Origin of the sequence: Saccharospirillum mangrovi, from assembly GCF_003367315.1 — a bacterium.
GTDB lineage: Bacteria > Pseudomonadota > Gammaproteobacteria > Pseudomonadales > Natronospirillaceae > Saccharospirillum > Saccharospirillum mangrovi.
In genome coordinates this window covers 1,264,390-1,282,139 of record NZ_CP031415.1, presented here as the reverse complement: position 1 = coordinate 1,282,139, position 17,750 = coordinate 1,264,390, and the positions used below count along the sequence as shown (strand labels likewise).

General features: G+C 56.1%; 18 protein-coding genes and 4 tRNA genes. 6 read left to right on the top strand and 16 right to left on the bottom strand.

Features of this window, described 5'->3' with window-relative positions; genetic code table 11:
* On the bottom strand, positions 1 to 978 hold the full coding sequence (locus tag DW349_RS06170; protein WP_198650436.1) for a YheT family hydrolase: 978 nt from the start codon (positions 976 to 978) through the stop codon (positions 1 to 3).
* Positions 979 to 1,252: 274 nt separating this feature from the next.
* The gene (locus DW349_RS06165) at positions 1,253 to 1,783 is read right to left on the bottom strand and encodes an energy transducer TonB (RefSeq protein WP_108124804.1); all 531 of its coding nucleotides are present in this window, start codon (positions 1,781 to 1,783) and stop codon (positions 1,253 to 1,255) included.
* A 228-nt stretch (positions 1,784 to 2,011) separates the two neighbouring features.
* Here DW349_RS06165 and DW349_RS06160 point away from each other — a divergent pair.
* Positions 2,012 to 2,087 (top strand) — tRNA-Asn (locus DW349_RS06160).
* A 9-nt stretch (positions 2,088 to 2,096) separates the two neighbouring features.
* A tRNA-Asn gene (locus DW349_RS06155) sits at positions 2,097 to 2,172 on the top strand.
* 142 nt (positions 2,173 to 2,314) lie between these two features.
* Here the strand turns inward: DW349_RS06155 and DW349_RS06150 are convergent.
* From DW349_RS06150 to DW349_RS06140, 3 genes are all read right to left on the bottom strand, one after another.
* Positions 2,315 to 3,037, bottom strand: coding sequence for a BamJ family beta-barrel-assembly machinery protein (locus DW349_RS06150; RefSeq protein ID WP_108124805.1), 723 nt, complete (start codon positions 3,035 to 3,037; stop codon positions 2,315 to 2,317).
* Position 3,038: 1 nt separating this feature from the next.
* Positions 3,039 to 3,350: an FKBP-type peptidyl-prolyl cis-trans isomerase N-terminal domain-containing protein gene (locus DW349_RS06145; protein ID WP_157954285.1), complete on the bottom strand. Its 312-nt coding sequence runs from the start codon at positions 3,348 to 3,350 to the stop codon at positions 3,039 to 3,041.
* 182 nt (positions 3,351 to 3,532) lie between these two features.
* Positions 3,533 to 4,987, bottom strand: a complete 1,455-nt coding sequence (locus DW349_RS06140) for a hypothetical protein (RefSeq protein WP_108124807.1) — start codon at positions 4,985 to 4,987, stop codon at positions 3,533 to 3,535.
* A gap of 150 nt (positions 4,988 to 5,137) precedes the next feature.
* Here DW349_RS06140 and DW349_RS06135 point away from each other — a divergent pair, with 150 nt between their 5' ends.
* Positions 5,138 to 6,529, top strand: coding sequence for a hypothetical protein (locus tag DW349_RS06135; RefSeq protein WP_108124808.1), 1,392 nt, complete (start codon positions 5,138 to 5,140; stop codon positions 6,527 to 6,529).
* On the opposite strand, the gene DW349_RS06130 is transcribed toward DW349_RS06135, so the two are convergent.
* The gene (locus tag DW349_RS06130) at positions 6,514 to 7,926 is read right to left on the bottom strand and encodes an NAD(P)H-hydrate dehydratase (RefSeq protein WP_205323243.1); all 1,413 of its coding nucleotides are present in this window, start codon (positions 7,924 to 7,926) and stop codon (positions 6,514 to 6,516) included. The genes DW349_RS06135 and DW349_RS06130 overlap by 16 nt on opposite strands.
* A gap of 131 nt (positions 7,927 to 8,057) precedes the next feature.
* On the opposite strand from DW349_RS06130, the gene DW349_RS06125 reads away from it, so the two are divergent.
* On the top strand, positions 8,058 to 8,681 hold the full coding sequence (locus tag DW349_RS06125; protein ID WP_108124810.1) for a TetR/AcrR family transcriptional regulator: 624 nt from the start codon (positions 8,058 to 8,060) through the stop codon (positions 8,679 to 8,681).
* 200 nt (positions 8,682 to 8,881) lie between these two features.
* Here DW349_RS06125 and DW349_RS06120 read toward each other — a convergent pair whose 3' ends face one another.
* Genes DW349_RS06120 through dapA form a run of 5 tightly spaced genes read right to left on the bottom strand, consistent with a single transcriptional unit; the run spans position 8,882 to position 12,713 of the window.
* Positions 8,882 to 9,700, bottom strand: a complete 819-nt coding sequence (locus DW349_RS06120; RefSeq protein WP_157954286.1) for a porin family protein — start codon at positions 9,698 to 9,700, stop codon at positions 8,882 to 8,884.
* Between the two features lie 55 nt (positions 9,701 to 9,755).
* Positions 9,756 to 10,469, bottom strand: coding sequence for a phosphoribosylaminoimidazolesuccinocarboxamide synthase (gene purC, locus DW349_RS06115; RefSeq protein ID WP_108124812.1), 714 nt, complete (start codon positions 10,467 to 10,469; stop codon positions 9,756 to 9,758).
* 16 nt (positions 10,470 to 10,485) lie between these two features.
* Positions 10,486 to 11,250, bottom strand: a complete 765-nt coding sequence (locus tag DW349_RS06110) for an MBL fold metallo-hydrolase (protein ID WP_108124813.1) — start codon at positions 11,248 to 11,250, stop codon at positions 10,486 to 10,488.
* A gap of 1 nt (position 11,251) precedes the next feature.
* Complete coding sequence (locus tag DW349_RS06105) at positions 11,252 to 11,836, bottom strand: hypothetical protein (RefSeq protein ID WP_157954287.1); 585 nt, start codon at positions 11,834 to 11,836, stop codon at positions 11,252 to 11,254.
* A 1-nt stretch (position 11,837) separates the two neighbouring features.
* Positions 11,838 to 12,713: a 4-hydroxy-tetrahydrodipicolinate synthase gene (gene dapA / locus DW349_RS06100; RefSeq protein ID WP_108124815.1), complete on the bottom strand. Its 876-nt coding sequence runs from the start codon at positions 12,711 to 12,713 to the stop codon at positions 11,838 to 11,840.
* 208 nt (positions 12,714 to 12,921) lie between these two features.
* Here dapA and DW349_RS06095 point away from each other — a divergent pair, with 208 nt between their 5' ends.
* On the top strand, positions 12,922 to 13,407 hold the full coding sequence (locus tag DW349_RS06095) for a peroxiredoxin (protein WP_108124816.1): 486 nt from the start codon (positions 12,922 to 12,924) through the stop codon (positions 13,405 to 13,407).
* Here DW349_RS06095 and DW349_RS06090 read toward each other — a convergent pair.
* Together DW349_RS06090 and DW349_RS06085 are read right to left on the bottom strand one after the other, a co-directional pair.
* Positions 13,404 to 14,591: an AI-2E family transporter gene (locus DW349_RS06090; protein ID WP_306418312.1), complete on the bottom strand. Its 1,188-nt coding sequence runs from the start codon at positions 14,589 to 14,591 to the stop codon at positions 13,404 to 13,406. The two genes, DW349_RS06095 and DW349_RS06090, sit on opposite strands and share 4 nt — an antisense overlap.
* A complete protein-coding gene (locus DW349_RS06085) occupies positions 14,515 to 14,763 on the bottom strand; it encodes a sulfurtransferase TusA family protein (RefSeq protein WP_198650437.1) in 249 nt (82 codons plus the stop codon). Before DW349_RS06085 ends, DW349_RS06090 begins: the two co-directional genes overlap by 77 nt.
* Before the next feature lie 74 nt (positions 14,764 to 14,837).
* On the opposite strand from DW349_RS06085, the gene DW349_RS06080 reads away from it, so the two are divergent.
* Entirely contained in the window at positions 14,838 to 16,214 is a 1,377-nt protein-coding gene (locus tag DW349_RS06080; RefSeq protein ID WP_108124817.1) for a M48 family metallopeptidase, read from the top strand.
* 2 nt (positions 16,215 to 16,216) lie between these two features.
* Here DW349_RS06080 and nadA read toward each other — a convergent pair whose 3' ends face one another.
* The 3 genes from nadA to DW349_RS06065 all read right to left on the bottom strand — a co-directional run bounded on the left by nadA (position 16,217) and on the right by DW349_RS06065 (position 17,643).
* The gene (gene nadA, locus DW349_RS06075) at positions 16,217 to 17,266 is read right to left on the bottom strand and encodes a quinolinate synthase NadA (protein WP_108124818.1); all 1,050 of its coding nucleotides are present in this window, start codon (positions 17,264 to 17,266) and stop codon (positions 16,217 to 16,219) included.
* Positions 17,267 to 17,417: 151 nt separating this feature from the next.
* Positions 17,418 to 17,493: transfer RNA gene (locus tag DW349_RS06070), tRNA-Lys, on the bottom strand.
* Between the two features lie 74 nt (positions 17,494 to 17,567).
* Positions 17,568 to 17,643: transfer RNA gene (locus tag DW349_RS06065), tRNA-Lys, on the bottom strand.
* Positions 17,644 to 17,750 lie beyond the last annotated feature (107 nt).

Here is a 17,750-nt window from a genome sequence, read left to right as displayed (position 1 = left end):
TCAGACCCGATCGCTCAACAGCGCCTGAGCAAAGGCGCGTGCGCGTTTTTCCGACCACAGCGGTTGGTTCAGGCGCCAGCGGATAAAACCGCAATGGCCGCCGCGCGGCGGGGTTTCGAGCAGGAAATGAGCCGAAGCGTCGGACGGCCGCTGAAAACAGGCATCGGCCAAAAATGGATCGTTAAGCGCGTTGACCACCAGTGTCGGACGTTGCAAGCGGTTGAGCACCGCGCGCGAGGAACAGCGCTGCCAGTAATCCTGAGCGTCGCGAAAACCGTGCAGCGGCGCGGTGTAGCGATCATCGAATTGACGAAAGGTGCGTATCTGGTCGTAGCCGTCCAGGCTGATCAGGTTCGGGAAGCGTTCGGCCTTGTCGGCAATCTTGACGCGCAAATCGTTGAGGAAACGTCGCATGTAGATGGACTGCGCAGGCTTGGCTAATTGGTCGGCGCAAGCGGCCAAATCCAGCGGCACGCTGAAACCGACACCACCGATGACTTCCGCTTCCAGATCCGGCTCGGCCAGCGTCAGTACCGTCTGGTTGCCGCCCATGCTGAACCCGACCAGAAAGATGTGCTTGAAGCCGCGCTCAATACCTGAGCGAATGACGGCGCGTAAATCGTCAATCGCGCCGCTGTGATAAAACCTTGGCAGCCGGTTCATTTCGCCGCCGCAACTGCGGAAGTTCCAGGCGTAGACGTGCCAGCCGGCGTCGTGAAAATGGCGCGCCATGCCCTGCACGTAAGCGCGATGGCTATTGCCTTCCAGGCCGTGACTGATGATCACCAGCGGCGCGTCGGGGGTTTCGACAGCGAGTTCATCGACCAGCAGGAAATCGCCATCGTCGAGTTCCAGACGCTGGCGTTCAAACGGCACGCTGATGCGACGCGCCAGCGAAGGCAGAATGGACTGCAAATGACCGTTGGACAGCCCCAGTCCGGCCACATAGGGAGAGTATTCGAGATCGTCGTGCGTCACTGCCAAGACACCTGTGCCGAAAGCGTCCGGAGCCTTTTGCTGGGTGTCAGTTCAATGACAATTCAATGAAAAAAACACCCACGGCTGGCATGACATGCGCAGCCAATCACAATGGCCCGGACGGCGTGAGGCCGGGCATTCTACGCAAAGCGATTGCCGGGCGCCACTCAACCGCCGAGGGCGCGCAACAATCCATAGCCGAGCAACATCAACGCCGCCAGCACAAAGCCGGTGTAACGAATCTGCTGGCAACGACGACAGGGTTTCTTAGCCATCAGGCACGCGGCATGTAACGGCTGGACAGGTTGTCAAAAAAGCTTTCGCGCAACTGAGAAATCTCCTTTTTGACTTCGTCGATAACATGCATTTCTTCGCCGCTGAACTGCTGCTTTTCAGCGTGAACCTGACGGCGCAGATTCACAATCTTCGAACCGTAGATGCGCAGCGTGCGTTCGAGTTTTTTCTCGCCCAGCAGCAACAGCGTGCTTTCGGCTTCGGTCAGTTCGCGGAACACATCGGCCAGTTCCTGCCCGACGCGCGACATTTCCTCGCGCCGGGTGCGCGGCCACTGCTGGCCATAGCGGGTGAATTCCGTGGCCAAACCCAGATACTGCTGATAGACGTGATGCACGCGACCGACGTTGGCGGCAACGCGCTCAAGCAACTCGCGGCGCTTGCGCACGTCTTCGACAATCTTCTGGTCCAGGGTGCGATGGCGACGCAGGTAGAGCCAAAATATCAGCGCGCTGACCAGCACACCGCCGGCGATTTTGACACCGGTATCGATCATTTCCAGCGTAATCATGGTTTCCTCGTTAGTTTTTTGACGCTTTTCAGCCTAGCCCTCTCCTTGAGCAGTTTTCGTGCCCATTTTGATTCAGCGCTTAAAGATGGCGCCGATCGCCGTTTCAGGCCCGTTATGCCTGAGCAAAACCGGCGAAAACCATTGCTGCCACAAAGCCAAAAACCCTAAAAAAAACAAAGGCCTAACGCTTGACACCCGGGCATCTTCCTCTAGAATACGCGCCGTTGTTCCCTGATAGCTCAGTTGGTAGAGCAGTAGACTGTTAATCTATTGGTCGCAGGTTCGAGTCCTGCTCGGGGAGCCAACGCTATCTTCCTCGATAGCTCAGTTGGTAGAGCAGTAGACTGTTAATCTATTGGTCGCAGGTTCGAGTCCTGCTCGAGGAGCCAAATTCCCGTCGGTGTGTTGAAGTCAGTCAGCGCATTGATAAAAAAAGGGCGTTCCGATGGAACGCCCTTTTTTGTGTCCGAATTTTGGATTCGAACGACCGCCCTGCATGGCCTGGCGAACCGGGCAATGCAGGGACGGCAATCAGTTAGCGCTGACTACGTTCAGCAATTCCACTTCAAAGATCAACATGGAACCGGCCGGGATTGAGCGGCTTGGGCTGCGATCGCCGTAAGCCAGGTCGGACGGGATGTAGAACTTGAACTTGTCGCCTTCGGACATTAGCTGAACGCCTTCGGTCCAGCCGGAGATCACGCCACTGAGCGGGAACTCAATCGGCTCGCCGCGATCGACCGAGCTGTCAAAGACGGTGCCGTCCATCAGGGTACCGTGGTAATGAACCCGAACGGTGTCTTCAGCGGTCGGCGACGCGCCTTCGTCAGTCTGGTTCAGAATTTCGTATTGCAGGCCGGAATCGGTCACAACGACGCCATCGCGCTCTGCGTTTCTGGCGAGGAATTCGGCGCCTTCGGCTTTGGTGGCTTCGATCACCGCCTGACGCTCAGCCTGCTGTTCGGCCATGGCCGCCTGCTGCTTCTGCTGCAACGCCTGGACAGCGGTGTCGATCTGATCGTCAGTTAACTCGCTGACTTCACCGTCCATCGCCGCACGAACGCCGGCAACCAACGCATCGACATCCAATTCCAGACCTTGCGTCTGTTGCAGCAGATTGCTGGCAAAACCGTAACCAATGCCATAAGACGCCACGGCTTCATCGGTATCCAGATCGGCTGCCAAAACGGAGCCAGTGAGCGCCAGCACAGCCGCGCCTGCGATCATGCGTTTGCGTACAACCATCAATTGCATCTTAGTTTCCTTCTTCCGGCGCCGATTGCTGCGCTTGCAGTTGTTGCTGCAATGCTTGGATGGCAGCGTTGATGTCGGCATTGCTCAATTCACTTTCTTCACCTGCCATGGCGGCACGCAGGCCAGCTTCCATGGCGTCGGCATCCAGGGTCACGCCCTCGGTTTGCTGCAGCAGGCTGTTGGCGAAACCGTAACCGATGCCGTAAGAGGCAACCGCTTCATCGGTGTCCAGGTCGTCGGCCATGACCGGAGTCGCCAGAACTAAGGTGGCTGCGGCAGCAAATACGGCGTGTTTCAGGCTTGTCAGAGACATAAAAACATCCAGTCGAGGGAAGCGGAGCGACCAATACCAATACAAGCCACACATCCGTCTTCCAGTATTGAGAAGGGCAATGTCACCCTCGGCGTTCACTTTTTTTGGGCCATAAAAAAAAACGCCGCCCAGCAAAAGCGCGCGCCAGTGTAACCTGATGAAAGTCGTCAACTCCACCGCGTTTACCGCGAATTGACTCCTACTTGTGTGCTTTCCGGCGACATGTCCTTGTTCAGGTGACGCTGTTTGCGCACTTGCAGCCAGAGATTTTCCAGCCACAGCGGCAAGCTGATCAGCACATCATAAGCGGCCAGTAGCAGCGCCAGGCTGTTGCGAATCAACGACGCCAGCAGCCTTACCACGAGCGACATAAAACGCAGCCCCGCCACCAGTACATCGCCAAGCAAAATGCGGCCGTTTTCGACCCATCGCTCCAGCGGCACGATGGCGAACATCAGCAGGAAGGTCAGCACAGGTCCGAGCAGCATGCGCGCCAGTAATGGCACGCCTTGATCAATCAACGGAGCCTCATAAACCACCACCGGGTATGCGATAAGGCGATGGTACAGTTCCGGGACGGTTTGCATGCGCTCGTGCAGAAATACCAGACCAGCCTGACTCAACGCCAATACCACCAGCGCGGTGACCACGGACCAAAACACCCAACGTCGGCGACGGTCATCAAGAAAGGAAAAACTGGTGAAGATGCGCGTAATTTGCAGCGCTTCAAGCAACAAGGTGCCGAGCATGGCGATCACCAACACCAGCGCCCAGGCGGACAAATCGGCCCAGGTGATCGACCCCAAAATGGGCTCGGCGATGGCGGTCGATTCAAACGCCGGGCGAATCAACCGGACGTTCAGCCAGCCCACTAAGGCCCAGGCGGACAACAGCAAGCTGGCCAGCATGAACTGACCAAACACGGAAACACGCTGCAATTTTTCAATGCGGTCGGAATGGCTGCGCAACGCGCGGTATTGCCGATAGTGCTGGTCGATGTGCGCCGCCTGATTGAGCAGGCCGCGCATACCGCGACCGACGTCTTCGACTTCGTGATTGAGTTTGCGCCAGTGCGGCATCATCGAATGCAACAGCCGGTGGCGCTGCTGCATGCCACGGCGAAAATCTTCAAGTGATTGTTCGTGCTGCCGGTGCAGTTTGGATTCCAGGTCCGCCAGAACTTTGGACACCACCGGGTTGCCGGACTGAATTTCACGCAGATGCACCACCTTGTCGATGGCGTCCAGCCAGTCTGGTGCCGGTGGTGGCGTTTCGGCGGTGCGGTAGTAATCGTCTTCCAATTGCGCGATGTGGCGGCTGATGGCTTGTTGCAGATCGGGGAAACGCGCCAGATCGCGCTCGACCAGACGTTTCACCTGATGAAAATGACGCTCCAAACGGCGTTCTTCGCGGCTGCGACCGAGTTCCAGCAGGACTTCACGATTGCGCAACCGAACCTGATCGGCCAGCGCTGCCAGCGAACGGCCGTACAGACGCAATAACGACGTCACCAGCCGGGACAGCCGCTGCACCAAACGGTGCACAGGCAGGCGCGCCGCATAGAGCAGCACCAAAGCCAGTAACAATATCACCAGCGCCGACCACAGGGGCGCGTCGGGTATGATCATCCAGTTCACAAGGGACCTCTTCGGGAACAGCTGGAGCCCGATTCCAGCCAGGGCCGGGCCGCGTCACAGTGTAGCCGAAAAGCGGTGCCCGGTGCGACGCACAACTCAAGTTCGGCGCCGACAGACCGATCTATAGAGCAACCGCTGTTGAGGTTGATCATGGCTACTGTCTCCCACTTGCTGCGTTCGGCCATTCTGGTCGCTCTGGCTGCCGCGTTGAGTGCGTGCAGCGAAGACGGCAATGGCAGCAGTGACAGCCAGGTACAGCTCTATCATCTGGCCGGAACTGTCGCTCTGGGCCGACCCGGCCAATGGGCCAATGTCTGCATCAACGACGATTGCACCCGCGCCAACAACGTTGGCAACTACCGCCTGACGTTACCGCTGACGCAATCTCAACTGGTGCGGGCAGCGGTGCCGGAAAAAGATGGCAAGCTCACCTGGCTGACCAGCCTGTATCGGCACTCGACCAACACCAGTGACGTCATTCTGAATCTGAACCCAACCACCACCGCGCTGCTCGATGCCTGGTCCCGGTTCAATCTTGGCCAGACATTGGACAACTGCCTCCAAAGCACGACCTGCGAGCCGGCCTTAATCAGCAGTTTCAGCGCCAATATCCAAGCGGTCGCCAGTGAACGCCTGGGCCATTTTCTGGCCGGAGCCTGGAAAGCGAATCGCGATCCGTTCAACGATTTGTACCTGGCGGACCCCGCAATCGATTGGCTCGACAACCTGCACGACCACTTTCACTATGCCGCCACCGCCGCGACCTTGGACGTCAGTGACGCCGTAGGCAATGCAGTCGGCAGCGTCAACTACGTCGATCTGTTTGGCAACGGCTATCCGACGCCACTGAGTAAAGCCGTCACCGACGATGCTCTGGGCGTAAACGTGCCCAAACCCGGTGGCACCAATTTGATCGTAATGCATCTGGACGTCAGCCCTGGCGCCCGCTTCAGCGCCCCCAGATCGATCCGCCTGGACGCTTCCGATACTTACTCAACCGCAGGCAGTTCGTTGACCTTTCTACAGGAATTGGTGGCACCGGACGGCAGCGTACAACGCTTTAATGAAAACAATTTGACCGCGCCGGTGTCGCGGCCCGGACCACACAGCTGGGTTGTTACCGTGACCGACGATCTGGGCAACCGCAACACCCTGGGTCTGATTCTGCAGGTGAGCAGCCTGGACCCTCTGGCGGACCCCAGTTTTGGCGCGGCCGGCAGTTGCCCGACCGATCCGGGCAAGATCGATCAAAACTCCATCAATCTGTGTGAAGAACCGCTGGACGGCGGTATTTACGGCAGTTGCGTTCCGGCGCTGACCGGGGCGACCAAAACCATAACGTCACCGGCCCGCTGCTCCAGCGTCGAACAAAACGGCGGCGCGCTATTGGGCGTTTGTACCGAGCTGGATATCGAACTGCGCGTTTTCTATTACATCAATCCGTTGAAAAACAGCGGCGAATCCTTCGACATTCAGCGCACTCGGCTGTCCGATGCCTGCACCGCCGCGGGCAAACGCTGGACCAATCAGCCGGAATACTGATCAGCGCGCGCAATCGCGGCGATAACATCGGTCGCCAGCACCACGCGTTGATGCTGCGCCAATTGCCAGGCCAGATAGGCGTGCCACCAGGCACCGGTCTGAGCCGCTTGATCGGGCGATTGGCCTTGCGCCATCAAGGCTGCAATCAAGCCAGCCAAGGTGTCACCCATGCCCGGCGTTGCCATGGCTGCGGTACCTGGATGCACAAATCGCAGTTCGCCATTCCAGGCCACCACACTGCCCGCCCCCTTTAACACCACGACGCTTTGATACCGCTCCGCCAAGGCCAACGCAGCCCGACACCGGTCGGCTTGAATCGCCGCGCTGTCGCACCCGAGTAACCGGCCGGCTTCGCCAGGATGTGGCGTCAACACCCAGTGGGGCATAACGGGAATCTGGGTTTGTTGCGATAGCCAGGTCAGGCCATCGGCATCCAACACGCCCTGGGTTTCCGGGTTGAGATAGCGCTGGTACAGGGAATCCGCAGCGGAGCCCAAACCCAGGCCGGGACCAAGCACCAAGGTACCTTGTGCCGATGCGTCTGGCGCGGCCGTCATCAATTCCGGTTGGGTCGCCAAGGCGGCCTGAACGCCGCTGCCATCGGTGTGCCACACCACCCTACCCGCTCCGGCGGCCAAGGCTGCGCGCGCTGCTAGCAAGCCCGCTCCTGTAAAACCCGGCGCTCCGCCCAATACCGCTACCTGACCAAAACGGCCTTTGTGACCATTCGCCGGCCTCGGTGGCCAGGCAGGAGCATCATCCAGAAAGTGCCCGAACGGTTCCGCGTCGGCCTCCACACCCAGCGAATCCAACAATAACAGCCCTACCAGACCTGGGCCGTCGCCGGTCAAAAGGCCCGGCTTACAAGCGATAAAACTGAGCGTGCGCGTGGCCGGCAACGCTGCGCCATCGGCCTGGCCGGTTGAGGCGTCCAGCCCGGACGGCACATCGACCGCCAAGACCGGTACTTGCAACGCCCTCACTTGCTCAAACAAAGCCGGCCAGGGGGCTTTCAGCACGCCCTGATGGCCGGTTCCCAAGCCCGCATCAATGATCAAATCCCAGGGCTGTTGGGCATCAAATCGATCAACCAGGGTGCCATTGCGTTGTTGAAACCGTTGTTGTGCACGTTGGGCGTCGCTGCCCGACCGTGGTTCGCCCGCCGGGGCTAGCACGTCTACGGCAAGCCCGGCTGACAACAATTCGGTCGCAGCCACATAACCATCGCCTCCGTTATTGCCGCGCCCAGCCAATATCAGTACCCGATGTGCCGACGGCCAATGGCGACGGGCATGACGCGCCACCGCCTGGCCCGCTTTCAACATCAGCGACCAGGTCTCGCCACCCTGGCGCTGCGCCCAATGCTGCTCCGCAGCCTTGATCGCTTCGACCGTCATTACCGCCTGCATCTCGAACCCTCGACGTTTAATCGCATCAAGCCTAGCGCAGCGACAACCCGAAACGCCACGACGGATGAGAAGCGCAAACATTTGCGGCACAATGCAAACGGATCTGCATTGAGCCGCCCATGAAACGCGCCCGCGCCCCTGAACAAAAAGCCGCCCGACGACAAGCGCTGCTCAACGCCGCGGCGCATTGTTTTGTCGACAACGGCTATCAAATGCCGGCAACAGCCCAGGTGGCCGAAGCCGCCGGTGTCGCTAAAGGCACGGTCTATCTGTATTTCGACAGCAAGGAAGCGATCTTCCTGGGTTTGCTGGGCGAGCACCTCAACCGCTTGCTGACTCAGTTGCGGCAGAGCGCTGCACCCGACTCACTGGCGGAGTTGTTGTGCCACCACGCCCTGAGCTACATCGAGGCCGAACCCAGTTTCATGCCGCTTTCCGCGCAATTACACGCCACCTTGCAGCAAAATCTGGATCAACCAACTTTGATGCACTTCAAACGGGAACTGGCCGATGCTCTGGTCAGCACCGGTACCTGGTTGGATAACACCTATGGCCTAAAGACCGGCGACGGCAGCCGTGGCTTATTGCACGCCTATGCCGCCATGCTTGGTTTGTGGCAGTTGCTGCAATGGCCGCCCGTGTTGGCGGACCACGCCGACCGCGCTGAATTTTCCGCCTTGCGGCTGTCGTTCGCGGACGAATTGCGATGGAGTTTTCAAAGACTCTGGCCGGATCAACCGTAAACCGGCGTCCGTTGTTTATATCGGACAAAAAAATGCCGCCTCAGCAAGCTGGGCGGCCATTCGATACTGATGGGAATCCCGCGCAACCGATTGCAGTTGCTCTTGCGCGATCAATGAATAAGACGACGCTTAATCTGCAATTGGATGCGCCTGAAATAAAAAAGCCTCCCGATGGAGGCTTTTTAGGTCTGATTCACGGATTAGAACTGAACAGTCGCGCCCAGGAAGAAACCGGAATAACTCACGTCGGAGACGAAATCTTCGGTGTCCGCACCCAAAGTGGAATCGCCAATCTTCAGGCTGTAATTGCGGTAACCACCTTCAACACCCAGTTTACCCAAGGCGTTGGTCGGCAGCGGCGCAAAGTAGGTTGCTTTCAGATTCCAATCGGTAATGCCAGTGTCGCCCAGCGGAAGTGTTTTCAGTTCGCCACTAAGCAGAACGTCAGCTGAAGGAATCGGCGGGGCAAAAGAACCGCTCAGATACAGCATCGGCACGATCAACGGAGCGCCTTCAATTTCAAAGGGGGCGTCGATAGATTGATCGGCATTTTGTGCTTCGGCGGTAAAGCCACCAATCATTGACCGAAAGTTCAAACCAAAATCTACCGTGGACAAAGGCAACGGAAAGCCATAAGTCAACGAGATATCCAGATAGCTCATATCCAGTTCGGAATCCACATCGTCACTGAACGTTTCCGATTCACCACCATACGATATGGTAGTTAGCAACTCGTTAGTACCCGAGCTCACCAAACTTTCGTATTTCAAACCGATGTCTGGCAGTACAGGCAAACCGATTTTTGCATAGGCATACAGACCGTTTTCCGCTTCCTGTTTAAGACCAACAGGTTCAGTTGTCGCGTTACTGCCTTTCAGATCAATCGAATTATTCGCCAAAGTGCCTTCGTTTAAGCTGTTAAAGCTGTACCCGACACTGCCAGTCAGATCGATCAGCGGTGCTGACCATGCCATGGGTGCTGCCAAGGTAGCGGTAGCGGCGGCTATCCAGATTTTCATAGAACGTCCCCTTTGTTACGGCTGTAGAAATTCAGTCGCTTAAGTGTAGAGTCTGTTAGCTGAATTGCACGCCAATGCGACGGCCAACTTCCTCGTAGCTTTCAATAACGTGACCCAGGTCCTGGCGAAAACGATCCTTATCCATTTTCTCCAGCGTTTGCGCATCCCACAGACGGCAACCGTCAGGCGAAAACTCATCGCCCAACAAAATTTCGCCGTTGAACCGACCGAATTCCAATTTGTAATCGACCAACAATAAACCGCCGTCTGCGAACAGTTTTTTCAGTACGGCATTCACTGCCAGGGTCAACTCTTTCATCCGCGTCACTTCCGCTGCGGTCGCCCAACCAAAGGTGGCGATGTGCGATTCGTTGATCATGGGGTCGTGGCGAGCATCGTCTTTGAGGAAAAATTCAAACACCGGTGGGTCCAGAATTTCACCTTCGGCTACGCCCAAACGACGCACCAGACTGCCGGCAGCTCGGTTACGCACCACGCATTCCACCGGAATCATTTTCATGTTTCGGACCAGCGATTCAGTCGGCGACAACGCTTTTACAAAGTGGGTGTTGATGCCCGCCTGTTGCAGCGCCTGCATGATGAAGGCGTTGAATTCATTATTGACCTGGCCTTTGCGTTCCAGCTGTTCGATTTTTTCACCGTCAAACGCCGAGGTGTCGTTACGGAATTCCAGTACCAGCAATTCCGGGTCTTCAGTGGTATGGACAGTTTTCGCCTTGCCGGCGTACAACACACCCGTTTTGTTCATGGGTTTGGCCTCGTGGTTAAACGGTTTCCAGATTGATCCAGTCACAACCATCGTCCTGGCTGAGCGTTTGGACGACGGCTGTGGCGCCAGCCAGGACTGGATCGAGCGCTGCCCGAGCCAGATCCGGATGGTTATTTTTTTCACTGATGTGCGAAATCATCAAATGTCGCAACACCGACAAATCAAGACTGGCCAGCAAATCGGCGGCCTGTTGATTGCTCAGATGGCCCCAATCGCCGCCAACACGTCGTTTCAAACTGGGCGGGTACGGCCCTTCGGCCAGCATGCGCGGATCGTGATTGCACTCCAACAATAACGCCTGGCACTGCCGATAACGTTCTCGCACCAGCGATGTAACGCTGCCCAGGTCAGTCAACAAACCCAGACGATAGTTGCCGGCCTGAAATACAAACTGACTGGGTTCACGCGCATCGTGAGGCACCGTTACCGGCTCGACGTCGATGTCGCCCAAACGAAACGACTGATGAACATTGATGGCTTGATAAGTCGGCACCGGCGTTTTGAATGAACGCGCCGTACCCGGTGTGGTGTAAAGCGGCAGACGATAGCGATTCGCCAACATGGGCGCGCCTTTGAGGTGATCGCCATGCTCGTGAGTCACCAGTATGGCCGTCAGTGATTCCGGTGCGACGCCGCGACGATGCAGTCGTTCTTCGACATCGCGCAGGCCAAAACCGCAATCGATCAACAGGCGCGTTTCGCCCGACTCAATCAGTGTTGCATTGCCCTTGCTGCCACTGCCCAGGGAGGTGAAGCGCACCTCAGCCTCCTTGGCGCATCTGTTCCCGAAGCTGCGCCATTAACCGCTGGTTGTCTTCCTGCGGCAGCACTGTGCCATCTTCGAATTCAGCGGAAATGGTGGTCTGATCGATACGCGGCACCAGGATCAGATGTACCGGCTGGTGCTCGTCATCAAACAGGCGACCCATGCGGGCAAAAATACCGTTGGACGCGGCGACATCGGCATCGCGTAATTGCAGCCGATATTCCGAACGGTTGCGATCGGACACCGGCCAGCCCAGACGGGTTACGCTGCTATCGAGCAATTCCCAGGTCAAGCTGGCGCCGCGATTCACCGCCAGGCTGACGTTGCCGAAGCTGTCGGTGGTTTCGGTCACGCTTAATGGCGATTCACTGTCGTTGATGGTTTTGGAATCCGCCAATACCAGCGGCGGACGTTCCACGGTGCGCTCACCATCGGTCACCGTGCGTTCTGTCTCTGTTGGTACCGGAAACCAGTCACCGGGCATGGCGTTACCTGGAGGTTGATAACTGACGTTGACCGTACGGCTACCACAACCTGCCAGCACCAACACCGCGACAAAAATAAAAGAGTACTTAGACACCTTAAATAACACCTGCTTCCATCAACGCTTGGCGAACGGTTTCATGATGCGCTTGTGACAGCCAGGTCAGCGGCAAACGCATGCCTTCGGGGATCAGCCCCATGGTGTGCAGTGCCCACTTAACCGGGATGGGATTGGATTCAACAAACAACTGGGTATGCAACGGCATCAGCAGATCGTTCAGGCGCGTCGCCAATTCGCGATCACCCGCCATGGCGGCGGCACACAAGCTGGACATAGCTTTGGGGGAGACGTTGGCCGTCACGGAAATATCGCCGTGACCACCGAGCAACATCAGTTCCATAGCGGTGACGTCATCGCCGCTGTAAATGGCGAAATCTTTGGGCGCGTTTTCAATCAAAAAACGGGCACGATCCAGATTCCCGGTCGCTTCTTTGATGCCAATGATGTTGCGGATTTCAGCCAGTCGCAGCGTCGTTTCCGGTTGCATGTCGCAAGCGGTGCGGCCGGGAACGTTATAGAGAATCTGTGGCACATCGACGTTTTCCGCGATGGTCCGGTAATGCTGATACAGACCTTCCTGAGTCGGTTTGTTGTAATAAGGAGTCACCAGCAAACAGGCGTCGACACCAGCAGCCTGAGCAACACGCGTCAAGTGCATGGCTTCACGGGTCGAATTACCACCGGTGCCGGCAATGACGGGAATACGGCCGGCGCATTTATCAACGGTAAAACGGATCACTTCCTCGTGTTCCTTCATGTCCAGCGTCGAGGATTCGCCAGTCGTGCCAACGGCAACGATGGCCGCTGTGCCATTGTCAATATGGAACTCGATCAGCTGCTCAAGATGCTCCCAGGAGACGGAACCGTCTGCCTGCATGGGTGTCACCAAGGCCACAATACTGCCAGTGATCATGAATTACGCGTCTCCCCGCTGTTCCCTGGATAGGATGGGTGGTTCGGAACGATGAAATCGTCGAAATAGGACGCCCGACGGGCGAGCTGGTTGTCGCGGCAATGGTACTGGCCGCCTTGTCTGGACACAAGGCTGGGCCACTGGCGTTTGGTCAAATATCGACCATACTGAACCATTCAACTCTGGAGGGATTCAGGGAGGTAATACCATGAAGCTCGAAGTGGGACACGTCGTGCCCGATTTTGTCGTACCTGCGACAAACAACAAGAACGTCCATTTGCGCGCCTTACGCGGTTATAAGGTGTTGCTGTATTTCTACCCCAAGAACCACACCCCCGCCTGCACCATCGAAACTCAAAACTTTGGTGCCAATTATCAGCGTTTCCGCCGTCAGGGCATTCTGGTGTTTGGAGTCAGCCGCGATGACTTGGAAAGCCAGGAAGAATTCAAACGGGCGCAAAGCCTGCCCTTTGAATTGATCTCCGACAGCAACGAAGCGCTGTGTCGAATGTTTGGCGTTCTGCGCGAAAAGGAAATGTTCGGCCGGCAGATTCACAGCCTGGTTCGATCCACTTTCCTGATCGACGAAGACGGGCAATTGATCCGGGCCTGGCGTGATGTCGACGCCCGTGAACACGTGCATCGTCTGTTGGACGAACTGAACACAGGTCAGGACTCACGCCGCACCGGTTAAGATTCCGTGGAGGATTCCGTCTCTGGCTCGGGGCCAGTGGGGTGTTGCGGCCAGGCGTTAAATATCGCCTTGACGAAAGTCGCCAGTGGTATGGCGAAAAAGACACCCCAGAAGCCCCACAATCCGCCAAATAGCAAGACGGCAATAATGATGGAAACCGGGTTCAGGTTAACCGCCTCAGAAAACAGTAGCGGTACTAACACGTTGCCATCAAGCATCTGAATGATCAGATACGCCAACATCACGTAATACAATTCGTTGGTAAAGCCCCACTGAAATGCACCGATTAGAAAAACCGGCAAGGTGACAACCGTCGCGCCTATGTATGGAATCAGGACCGACAAACCAACCAGGGTTCCCAACAGCGCTGAATATTGCAGGCCAAACAATTCAAACGTCACGAACGCCACCAAACCAACGATTAAAATTTCGATGGCTTTGCCACGCAGGTAGTTGGCAATCTGTTGATTCATTTCCAACGCAATCTGGTTTATCAATCCACGCCGGGCTGGCAGTCGAGACTTAACGCCGTTCCACAAAGTCGTACGGTCCTTGAGCATGAAAAACACCATCAAGGGAACTACAACCAAATAGATCAGAACACCCACCACATTGGGTAATGTATTCAGAGAAATCGTCAACACTCGAGGCAACCAGGTCGACAATTGCTGGCTAAAGCCTCTGAGGTCGAGCCCACGCAACCATTGCTGCGCCAGCTCGCTGGAAATCAGTTCTGGAAAACGCTCCGGCAAAGATTGAATCTGATCCTGAAACAAGCGCAGCATTGACGGCAACTCGGTTACTAAACTGGTGACCTGTCGGACCAGCGACGGCACGATGATCAACATCGCAAGGACCAATAAACCGAAAAACAACAGGCAAACCAGACTGACCGATAAAATATGCGGCACGCGCATGTTGTTGAGACGATCGACAATAGGCGACAGCAAATATGCCAGAATGACGGCGGTAAAAACCGGTGCCAGTACTTGCCCCAAGGCATACACCACCAGCCCGAATAACACCAAAAGAATGAAGAGAATGACCGCTTCTTCGTCGGAGAAATAACGCTGGAAAAATCCTTGTATAACCCGATACAGCTTCAAGTCAGTCGACTCCTCGTTCGATGCAATAATGGTATTCGCCGTCAACGGTCTCGTGCTGCTCCAGCAAACGATGCTCACTGATGGCCAGATAAGCCGGAATGTCACGCCAGGAACCGGCGTCTGTTGCCCAGACTTCCAACACAGCACCCGGATCCATTTTCAATAATTGTTGCTTGGTTCGCAGCAGCGGCAAAGGGCAGCGCAAACCTCGCACATCCAGGCAGTATGTCGCTTTGGTTTTACAACTCAATTACACCCTCCTGGTGCCAGCTGCAGGTTACGCCCTTATGATAGGCGCACTCAACGTCGCTCTATGGAGTCGCTGTGCGATTTTGCAAAGGCCAATTGATACATCGTTGTTCCGCCATTATTACCGGTTTGGCGTTGACCCTGGCCAGTACCAGTACGAGCTCGCTTAACGCCGAAACCTTTGGCGATCAATCACTGGGCTGGACTCGCGATCAAGAAGCGGCTGTTGCGGGTTATTTGCAGCGAAGATTACAGCGCCAGGGACTGGTCATCAATGATGTCTGGGTCGAGTACTGGCTGCATGAGCGCGCCGAGCGTTTACGCCAGGCTTCCAACATTCCACTCTATGAATTAACCACGCTCACCATCGACGACAGTCGCTTCAACGCCTTTGCGCTGCCCGGCAACGTCATGGGCTTCAACCTGGGGCTTTGGCGAACCGCTGAAACAGAAGCTGAATTCGTTTCGGTGATGGGCCACGAATTGGCGCACCTCAAATTGCGTCATTTCAGCCGACTGCAAGATGCCAGCCGTCAACAAAGCTGGTTAGCCATCAGCGGCGCTTTGCTGGGCATCGCTTTGATGACCAGCAATTCGGAACTGGGTGCAGCAACTTTCACGGGGGCACAAGCCAGTGCTATCCAACAAAGTTTGGCGTTTAGCCGGACCATGGAATCTGAAGCCGACGATCTGTCGAGCCGGACCCTGGCAGAAATCGGTTACGACGCTCACGCCGGCGCTCAGGTTTTCCGCCGCATGCAACAGCAGATTGCCTACCAGACGTCTGCCTCCGATTACTGGCAATCACACCCACTACCTGCCAGCCGGGTCGCACGTCTCGACGATCTGGACGAAAACACCAATCCAGCTGACCAACCGGACCATAACTATGACGTTGTGCGCTGGCACCTGAATCGCGCCCATCGACCCAACGACAATTTTGCTCCCTGGCCGGCACGCTATCGAGCGTTGTTATTGGCGAAACCCAACGGATCGGTGCTACCGGATGAACTGCTGCAACAGGCCGATCCGGATTTGATGTTGGGCTGGATTCTGCATCAGAAAGACCAGTTCAACCCCACTCAGGTTTCGGCGCAACTGGCCAACTTGACCCAGTTATTCCCCGATTTTGATCCGGGTTGGTTTTGGCAAGCGCAGTGGATGAGCAAGCAAGAAGATACCGGCGCGTGCCGGCAAGCACGCGCTTATCTGGATAACGTGGAAGATGTCTATTTAGAGGTGTTGGAGCTGTCTCAACAACTGGCCGCGCGGTGCCAACCAGAACGGGAAACCGAAGCCCGAGCGGCCTGGCTGTGGTACAGCGGCGAAGAAAGTGCGGCGATCAATCTGTTGCGCCAGGCCATCGAACAGCCGGCCAACACCAGCCAGTTGGCCCGTTTACGGCAACAGCTGACAATGTTCGAACGTCAACGCAATCTGTTACCGAGCTGACTTCAGGCCGTGCGTTGTGCGGCGAAATTCAACATGCGATCCAACGGCAAACGGGCGCGGTCAATCAAGTTGGCAGCGACCTCGATTTCTTCAGTTGGATTAAGCAACACCGATTTAATGCGCTCCAGATCGTTCATTGCCATCCAAGGACAATGCGCACAGGACCGGCAGTTGCCACCCTGACCTGCCGTGGGCGCTTCAATAAACGTTTTCTGTGGCGAACGTTGCTGCATTTTGTAAAAAATGCCGCGGTCCGTTGCAACGATAAACTGCTGGTTAGGCAGTTTTTCTGAGGCATTCAACAGCTGGGTTGTTGACCCCACAACATCCGCCATTTCAACAACGGCTTCAGGCGATTCAGGATGAACCAGAATGGCGGCTTCGGGATACAACGCCTTTAAGTCCTGCAGACCTTTGGCGCGGAATTCTTCATGAACAATACATGAGCCGTTCCACAGCAACATATCGGCACCGGTTTCGCGCTGAATGTACCGGCCCAGGTGCTGGTCTGGCGCCCAAAGAATTTTTTCACCTTGACGATCCAGATAATCGACAACGTCCAGCGCAATGCTCGACGTTACCACCCAGTCCGCCCGTGCTTTGACAGCCGCCGATGTATTGGCATAAACCACAACCGTGCGATCAGGGTGCTGATCACAAAACGCCGAAAATTCGTCTGGCGGACAGCCCAAATCAAGTGAGCAGGTAGCTTCCAACGTTGGCATCAATACCCGCTTGTTCGGGCTCAAAATCTTGGCGGTCTCACCCATAAAACGGACACCCGCTACGATCACCGTATCGGCATCCACATCGCGACCATAACGTGCCATCTCCAGGGAATCACCAATGAAACCGCCGGATTCTTCTGCCAATGCCTGAACCAAAGGGTCGGTGTAATAATGCGCCACCAACACCGCTTTATTGGCACGCATTAACTCAATGATGTCGCTGTTCAACGCCCGAACTTCGCCCGTACTGAGCGCACTTTGCCGTTCAGCAATGGGGATCTCAAAGTTAATGGTTAAGTCAGACAAAACAGCAGAATCGGTCATGGTACAGTCGATGGCCTCTTGTACAGCCCCATTGTACTCCGCATGGCAACGGAGCCCCAGTTGTCCGCAAGATGGGGGTGATTGATCAGCAGCACAATGGGTGACAGGCATGCATAAAAAAAGGAGAGCCGGGCTCTCCTTTTCTAAAATATGGTGGGTCGTGCAGGATTCGAACCTGCGACCAATTGGTTAAAAGCCAACTGCTCTACCAACTGAGCTAACGACCCTTGGTAGCTGGCCCGATTACATACCCTTGAGCTAATGCTCACTGTTTCGCCTCAGGACCGTATGCGAAACAAGGTGGTGGGTCGTGCAGGATTCGAACCTGCGACCAATTGGTTAAAAGCCAACTGCTCTACCAACTGAGCTAACGACCCAAACGAGGCGCATATAATATGTATTTTTAGTGGAGACGCAACCCCGGCACTGTCTTTTTTTGCGGCCAAGCCTTTGATCTAAAAGGGCTTTGCCTCAAGCCCCGAAC